This is a genomic window from Microcystis sp. M090S1, assembly GCF_020246295.1.
Lineage (GTDB): Bacteria > Cyanobacteriota > Cyanobacteriia > Cyanobacteriales > Microcystaceae > Microcystis > Microcystis aeruginosa.
This window is the reverse complement of record NZ_JADBTF010000465.1, coordinates 1-7247: the sequence shown is the minus strand read 5'-3', so window position 1 is coordinate 7247 and position 7247 is coordinate 1. Positions and strand designations below refer to the sequence as shown.

General features: G+C 43.7%; 8 protein-coding genes. 6 read left to right on the top strand and 2 right to left on the bottom strand.

Annotated elements, in window-relative coordinates; genetic code table 11:
• Positions 1 to 115: 115 nt before the first annotated feature.
• The 3 genes from IM477_RS20340 (at position 116) to IM477_RS20325 (ending at position 3043) form a co-directional block, all read left to right on the top strand.
• Positions 116 to 406, top strand: a complete 291-nt coding sequence (locus tag IM477_RS20340) for a circadian clock KaiB family protein (protein ID WP_002757114.1) — start codon at positions 116 to 118, stop codon at positions 404 to 406.
• Between the two features lie 563 nt (positions 407 to 969).
• On the top strand, positions 970 to 2163 hold the full coding sequence (locus tag IM477_RS20330; RefSeq protein ID WP_287733253.1) for an NAD(P)/FAD-dependent oxidoreductase: 1194 nt from the start codon (positions 970 to 972) through the stop codon (positions 2161 to 2163).
• A gap of 109 nt (positions 2164 to 2272) precedes the next feature.
• A complete protein-coding gene (locus IM477_RS20325; protein ID WP_287733252.1) occupies positions 2273 to 3043 on the top strand; it encodes an FkbM family methyltransferase in 771 nt (256 codons plus the stop codon).
• Here the strand turns inward: IM477_RS20325 and IM477_RS20320 are convergent.
• A complete protein-coding gene (locus IM477_RS20320; protein WP_287733251.1) occupies positions 3040 to 3453 on the bottom strand; it encodes a GAF domain-containing protein in 414 nt (137 codons plus the stop codon). The two genes, IM477_RS20325 and IM477_RS20320, sit on opposite strands and share 4 nt — an antisense overlap.
• Before the next feature lie 42 nt (positions 3454 to 3495).
• Here IM477_RS20320 and IM477_RS20315 point away from each other — a divergent pair, with 42 nt between their 5' ends.
• Positions 3496 to 3696, top strand: a complete 201-nt coding sequence (locus IM477_RS20315) for a hypothetical protein (protein ID WP_287733250.1) — start codon at positions 3496 to 3498, stop codon at positions 3694 to 3696.
• Positions 3697 to 3810: 114 nt separating this feature from the next.
• Here IM477_RS20315 and IM477_RS20310 read toward each other — a convergent pair whose 3' ends face one another.
• The gene (locus IM477_RS20310; protein WP_287733249.1) at positions 3811 to 4527 is read right to left on the bottom strand and encodes a lysophospholipid acyltransferase family protein; all 717 of its coding nucleotides are present in this window, start codon (positions 4525 to 4527) and stop codon (positions 3811 to 3813) included.
• 154 nt (positions 4528 to 4681) lie between these two features.
• On the opposite strand from IM477_RS20310, the gene metG reads away from it, so the two are divergent.
• Both metG and IM477_RS20300 read left to right on the top strand, forming a co-directional pair.
• Complete coding sequence (gene metG, locus IM477_RS20305) at positions 4682 to 6295, top strand: methionine--tRNA ligase (protein ID WP_287733248.1); 1614 nt, start codon at positions 4682 to 4684, stop codon at positions 6293 to 6295.
• Between the two features lie 100 nt (positions 6296 to 6395).
• Positions 6396 to 7001, top strand: a complete 606-nt coding sequence (locus IM477_RS20300) for a LabA-like NYN domain-containing protein (protein ID WP_002743578.1) — start codon at positions 6396 to 6398, stop codon at positions 6999 to 7001.
• Positions 7002 to 7247: the final 246 nt, after the last annotated feature.

The window sequence follows — 7247 nt, the reverse complement described above, 5'->3', positions numbered from 1 at the left end:
TCGAAACGAATAGGCTTTTTCCATGTCCTTTCACACTAGCATATATTTCGTAAATGTGCTAATATTTAACAGTAAAGCCGTCGTAGAACGACGGGGTTTCAGACCCAAATTTTCGATGAGTCAATATCTTCTCAAACTCTACATTATGGGCGATTCAAGTAAATCCCAGAGGGCGATCGCCAATATTTTTCGTATCTGTCGCGAGGAGTTATCCGATCTTTATACAGTAGAAATAATTGATGTTCTCGAACAGCCCCAATTAGCGGAACAGGATAAAATTCTCGTAACTCCTACTTTAGTCAAACAACTTCCCCCACCCCTACAAAGAATTATCGGCGATATGTCCAATACTCAAAAGGTTCTCCTCGGTTTGGATGTTATTCCCAAAGACTCCCATCGCAATTAGGATTCACCTAAAAATTCTTCTGGTTAGGTTTTTCCTCTCTAATAGGCTCTAATCTTAATTTTATCTCAAATGTCGGGGTGAAGACTCTCGCTTTTAACGAGATGAAACCCCAACCAATATAAAACAGCGAAGCACGACTTAAATCTTGACAATCTCTGCTGTATAGGTTAGCATATAAGTAGTTGTTTGAGGTCGATAAACAATGATTATCCTAAGTTTCAGAAAAATAATCGTTCAAATGTTTATTATGTCCAATTCTGTCTAAGCGTTGATATTCGGGAAGATGCAAAACCGCTAGAACCGACTAAAAGATGTGTAGGATTGGATGTAGGTTTAAAAGTTTTCTACGCTAATAGTGATTATGTTTAAAAATTGGTCTTTCGACGATTGGATGAATCATATCCTTTTTCTGGCTACAATTATGGCTTTGCTGACGATTTGGCTGAGTAGATGAATAAAAACATTTTTCTTTCCTCGCTTTACCGAAAATTTGGGTTTAAGGTTCCCCGTCCATTTTACGGCAGGGAGTGTCAAAATAAGAAACAAAACCCTCAGCGATCGATATGACTGACTCAAGACCAAAAATTTGTATTCTCGGTGGTGGTTTTGGTGGACTCTATACTGCTTTACGTTTGAGTCAATTGCCTTGGACCGATCAACACCCCCCCCAAATTACCTTAATTGATAAAAACGATCGCTTTTTATTTTCTCCCCTTCTCTACGAATTAGTCACCTCAGAACTGCAATCCTGGGAAATAGCTCCCCCTTTCAGCGAATTGCTCGCCAATACCCCCGTTGACTTCCAACAGGGAACCGTCACGGCGATCGATGTTAATAATCATAAAATAACCCTTGACAATCAAAACGATATATGCTATGACCGCCTCGTGATCGCCCTCGGTGGTCAATCCTCCCTTGACTTCCTACCCGGGGCCAAAACCCACGCTATCCCCTTTCGTAGTCTCGAGGATGCCTATCGTCTTCGGGATCGACTCAAAACCCTAGAACAATCCGAGCGCGATAAAATTCGGGTCGCCATTATCGGGGGCGGTTATAGCGGCGTAGAATTAGCCTGTAAGCTGGCTGATCGCCTCGGAGAAAGAGGAAGAATTCGTCTGATCGAAAGAAATAGCGATATAATTGCCCTTTCACCCCAATTTAACCGCGAAACCGCCAAAAAAGCCCTAGAAAAACGTCTGGTTTGGTTAGACCTAGAAACCACCGTCGCCGACATCCAAGCTGATCGCCTCTCCCTCGACTACAAAGGACAGATAGACAAGATACCCGTTGATCTAGTTCTCTGGACCGTTAGTCCGATCGCCTCCCCACTGCTCGCTAATTTGCCTCTAGCACATAATGAGCGCAAATTACTAAAAGTTAATCAATATTTACAAACTGTCGAAAACCCCAGCATCTACGCGATCGGCGATGCGGCCGATAGTCGCGATCAAGACGATAAACCCTATGCTGCCACAGCCCAAGTGGCCCTTCAACAGTCCGACTACTGCGCTTGGAATATTTGGGCGAGTTTCCACGATAAACCGGCTTTACCCTTCCGTTATCAACCTTTAGGCGAAATGTTGACCCTCGGAGTCGATGAAGCTACCATTAGCGGTTTAGGACTAGAATTAGCCGGTCCCCTTGCCCATCTTACCCGTCGCTTAGTCTATCTCTACCGTCTGCCCACCCTCAACCATCAAATCGCCGTAGCATTCAACTGGATTACCCAACCGCTTCTATCCCTCATCTCTGAGTAACAGTTGCAGGGATAGAGGATAATTAAAGTGGCTTTTTTTACTCTAGTTACTTGTCACTTGGATTGCTATATTGACTGTATCAATTACCCTCCTAATTTACAAAACAATTATGAGCATTAAAAGCCGGCTGAAAAATTTGATTCATGAATTGAGTCTTGAGACTTACAAGAAAGTTTCCCCCGATTCCTTCCCTGCTGGTTGGGATGTGGCCTCAGATATAGAAAGAATTTGTCAACACCAGCAACCAAGGATTATTTTTGATGTCGGGGCTAATATTGGACAAACAGGTAGTTACTTTCATCAAAAATTTCCTCAAGCTGATATTCTTTGTTTCGAGCCAATCAAGGAAACTTTTGCCCAATTATCTCAAAAATTTGCTAATAATCAGCGAATTCGCTGTTTTCCGATCGCTTTCGGCGAGCAACCTTCAGAAAAAACAATTATCTTAAACTCTAATTCTCAACAAAACTCTCTCACCGAGGCCTTAAACCGGCCTATAGACGAGAATCAAGGCCAATCCACCGACAAAACAGAAGCAATTACAATTGATAGCTTAGATAATTTTTGTCAAGCTCAGGGGATAGATAGAATAGACCTGCTTAAAATGGACACAGAGGGTTATGAGCTACAGGTTTTAGCTGGAGCAACCAATTTTCTAGAAGAAAGAAAAATTGCCATGATTCTTTCAGAAGTTGGGTTTCGTCCCTCCGATTTTCGCCATACATTTTTTACAAAAATTTACGACCAATTGTATCAAAAAGGCTTTCGTTTTAATGGTCTATACGATTTATCCTATTGGTCTCCCTATCCCTATGAAGGACTAATTTACTGTAACGCTTTATTCGTGAATGCCAATCTGATCAAAAATCGCTTTTACTAAAAATCTGGCCAAGAACAAAGATATTCCTCCACTAATAAACTATCTCGATCGGTCAATTCCTGACCATCGAGACGGTTTAAAAGCATTACTGCACCAAATAACTGATTATTAACCCTAATTGGCACAGCTAAAGCCGTTTTTATCCCCAAAGCGACGGCTATATCCTGACGAATGCGATTATCTCCTAGAGTTTGTCCCACCACCACCGGACAACTATCCTGGTAAACCACCGCACACAATCCGGACGTGGCAATATCACCCCTTTTGCCGACAATTGCCCCGGTGTTTTTACCCGCACCCGCGCGATAATAAATACTATCACCGTCAAATTCGGCAATGATAACCGTTTCTGTTGGAATTAAACCTAAAATTTCTTCAGCAATGCGATCGAGATTAGTTAATTTTTCCATAATGGGGTGAGGAAAGGGAGAGGGAATTATGAATTATAAATTATGAATTATGAAGTGGGAAGATGGGGTGGTCACTGCGTGCGCGTTGCGGGGGGAGATGGGGTGATGGGGAAGTGGGGAGTGGGGAAGTGGGGAAGTGGGGAAGTGGGAAGTGGGAAGTGGGGAAGTGGGGAAGTGTGGGGAAGTGGGGAAGTGGGGAAGTGGGGAAGTGGGCATTTAGCTGAAATTTCCCTAAAACCCTAAATCCCTAACACCCTAACACCCTAAAACCCTAACACCCTAAAACCCTAACACCCTAAAACCCCAAAACCCCAAAACCCTAAAACCCTATCTCCTGCCTCCTGCCTCCTGAATTCGTTAGCCCTTCAGCAATAAATCGCCAATTTCCGACTGGCAATGACCAATTAAACGATTAAGGGCTTTTTTTCCTTGTTTACCTTGATAATCTGAGCGATCGCTCTCAGTAATTCGGTAGGGACGACCGATCGCCACCTTGACACGATGATAAAAGACAACGGGATGCCAACCATCTTGATCGAATAAAGGTTCCGTGGTATCTAACCAGCGTAGCAAACGCACGGGAAAAGGACTAATAGCAGTTTCCGACTCGGAGAGAATAGCCACAGGTAAGACAGATAAATTCTCCACGGGACAACGTAGGGCTAAATGGGCAAATCCGCTTTGAAAACGGCTAATTTGACGAGGAGGAGTCAAATTTAACATCGGCGATCCACCTTCTGGAAATAAACCGATCCATCGTCCGGACTGTAAAAAATCCGTTGCTTGCCGAAAAAAAGTCCGGTGGCGTTTTTCAGGGGTATCAAAGGGAAAACAGCCCAATTCTCCGATTAATTCCCGCAAAAGCGGCGTTTTTCCCATGTAGTGATGACAGGCGATCGGGAGAGTTTTGCCCAAAGCTTGAATTAAGATCGGCGCGTCCAAAAAGCTACGATGGTTACTTACCACGATCGCCACTCCTTGGCTGGGTAGATTTTCTTGACCGACGGTAAACAGACTCGTGCGCGTGGTATCAAGAATTAAACGAGAGGTGGATAGGGGGGTAAGCAGCTTCATGGAAAAAAAAATCGGCCTTAAGATTGTTTTTATTGACTTAGATCACAACTAAAGGATAAAACAGAATTAGAGGATCATAAAATATAGGGATTATGTCCCAATCATCTACGGATCAGCCTCGGGGCAGCCTCGTCTATTTAAAAAAATAAATTTCATGAATGATTTGAATGAGCGAAAAACATTTGCTTTGACAACACCTCTTTATTATGTCAACGATATCCCTCACATCGGTAGTGCTTACACGACGATCGTAGCGGATGTTATGGCACGATGGCAGCGGTTACAGGGCAATTCTGTCCTCTTAATTACAGGAACCGACGAACACGGACAGAAAATCGAACGGACTGCGGCGGCCAAAGGACTCAATCCCCAGGAACACTGCGATCGCATTGCCACCAGTTTTGCCAATCTCTGGGCAAAGCTACACATCCAGTATGATCGCTTTAGTCGCACCACTGCCCCCCGTCATCAGGCAATTGTTAACGAATTTTTTGAAAGAGTCTGGGAAAAGGGCGATATCTATCTCGATCGCCAACAGGGTTGGTATTGCGTCGCCTGTGAAGAATTTAAGGAAAAAAGAGAACTGTTAGATAATGGCTGTTGTCCCATTCATACTAATCTGGCCGCCGAATGGCGCGACGAGGAAAACTATTTTTTCCGTCTCTCTAAGTATCAGGCACAACTAGAACAACTTTACCGAGAACAACCCGATTTTATTCAACCGGAAAGCCGACGTAATGAGGTTCTCAACTTCGTCAACCAAGGCCTACAGGACTTCTCCATCTCTAGGGTTAATGTCGCTTGGGGGTTTCCCATTCCCCACGATGGTCAGCATACCATCTACGTTTGGTTTGATGCCCTTCTTGGCTATGTTACCGCCCTTCTCGACCCCGAAGACCAACCCACCCTAGAAAATGCCCTGGCCAAATGGTGGCCGATCGATCTGCATCTGATCGGTAAAGATATATTAAGATTCCATGCCATTTATTGGCCGGCTATGCTAATGTCGGCGGGTTTACCCTTGCCCAAAAGAGTGTTCGGCCATGGCTTTTTGACCAAAGACGGGCGGAAAATGGGCAAAAGTCTCGGTAATACCCTCGATCCCTTCGATTTGGTTGAGCGCTATGGGGCCGATGCCGTCCGTTACTATTTCGTCAAAGAGATTGAATTAGGACAGGATGGCGATTTTCAGGAAACCAGATTTGTTAATATTCTTAACGCGGATTTAGCCAACGATTTAGGCAACCTCCTCAATCGCACCCTAGGCATGGTTAAAAAATACTGCCAAAATATCCCCCCCCAGTTGACTGGCGTAGATATCCCGAACGAAAATCATCTTAAGAATATGGGGATCAATCTAGGGGTCATTGTTGAACAGAAGTATGATGCGCTACAATTTAATCAAGCCTGTGAGGAAATATTGGCGTTAATTCGCGCTAGTAACAAGTTTATCGATGAGAGTGCGCCCTGGAGTTTATTTAAACAGAAACAACAAGCAGCGGTAGAACAGGTTCTCTACGCAGTTTTGGAATCCGTAAGACTCTGTGCCTACCTACTTTCACCGATAATACCGACCTTAAGCAGTAAAATTTATCAACAACTAGGTTTTGTTATTGATTTTAATACTTTCAGGTCGGAGGACGGAGAAAACTCCCCTGATCGTGTCTCTTTTTCCCAACACTGTCAATGGGGATTACCCACAAATCCACAACTAGGAACACCTGAACCGATCTTTTCTAAACTAGAACTGCCGTTAAACGATTCCTAAAGGAATTTTTTAATAACTCTATTTTTTAAGGTCTGTTGTCCTTTCGGATACAACTGGCAAACACTGAACACTAAACTTTTAACAAACGAGGAAAAATAAAATGTTTGATGATTATGACACGGCCCCAGTCTTCACCCCCGAACAAGTGCTAGAAAATCGCGGTCGTGTGGCGATTTTCATCGATGGTTCCAATTTATTTTATGCGGCTCTGCAATTAGGTATCGAAATTGACTACACCAAATTACTTTGTCGTTTAACTGCTGGTTCTCGTCTCTTGCGCGCCTTCTTTTATACTGGAGTCGATCGCACTAACGAAAAACAGCAGGGATTTCTCCTCTGGATGCGTCGCAACGGTTATCGAGTCATCGCTAAAGATCTAGTACAATTGCCCGATGGTTCCAAAAAAGCCAATCTTGACGTGGAAATTGCCGTGGATTTAATGGCGCTAGTGGGTTCCTATGATACCGCAGTCATTGTCAGTGGTGATGGGGATTTGGCCTATGCTGCCGATTCCGTCAGTTACCGTGGTGCGCGAGTGGAAGTGGTTAGTTTGCGATCGATGACCAGTGATAGTTTAATTAATGTAGCCGATCGCTATGTTGATCTAGATCAAATCAAAGAAGAAATTCAGAAAACTAGCAAACATCACGTTAGTTATAATAATTTCCCCGTCAGCGTCTTGGATCAAGATCGTAGCAGTCGCTAGAAAAATTCGGCAAAAATCAAGTTTAAGGTGGGTAATTCCCACCTTTTTCAGTGATCAGTTATCAGTGATCAGTTGTCAGTTACCAGTTATCAGTTATCAGTGATCAGTTATCACTGGACTTCCCCGTTGACAAAAGGCCATAACCTATGCTGTAGGAGGGATTAAGAGAATTTCCAGCACCCCGTTACTGGGTACAAATCAAGGAAACTCCCAATAAATCTAACGCCTGTTGTTGCAGTTGAGTCG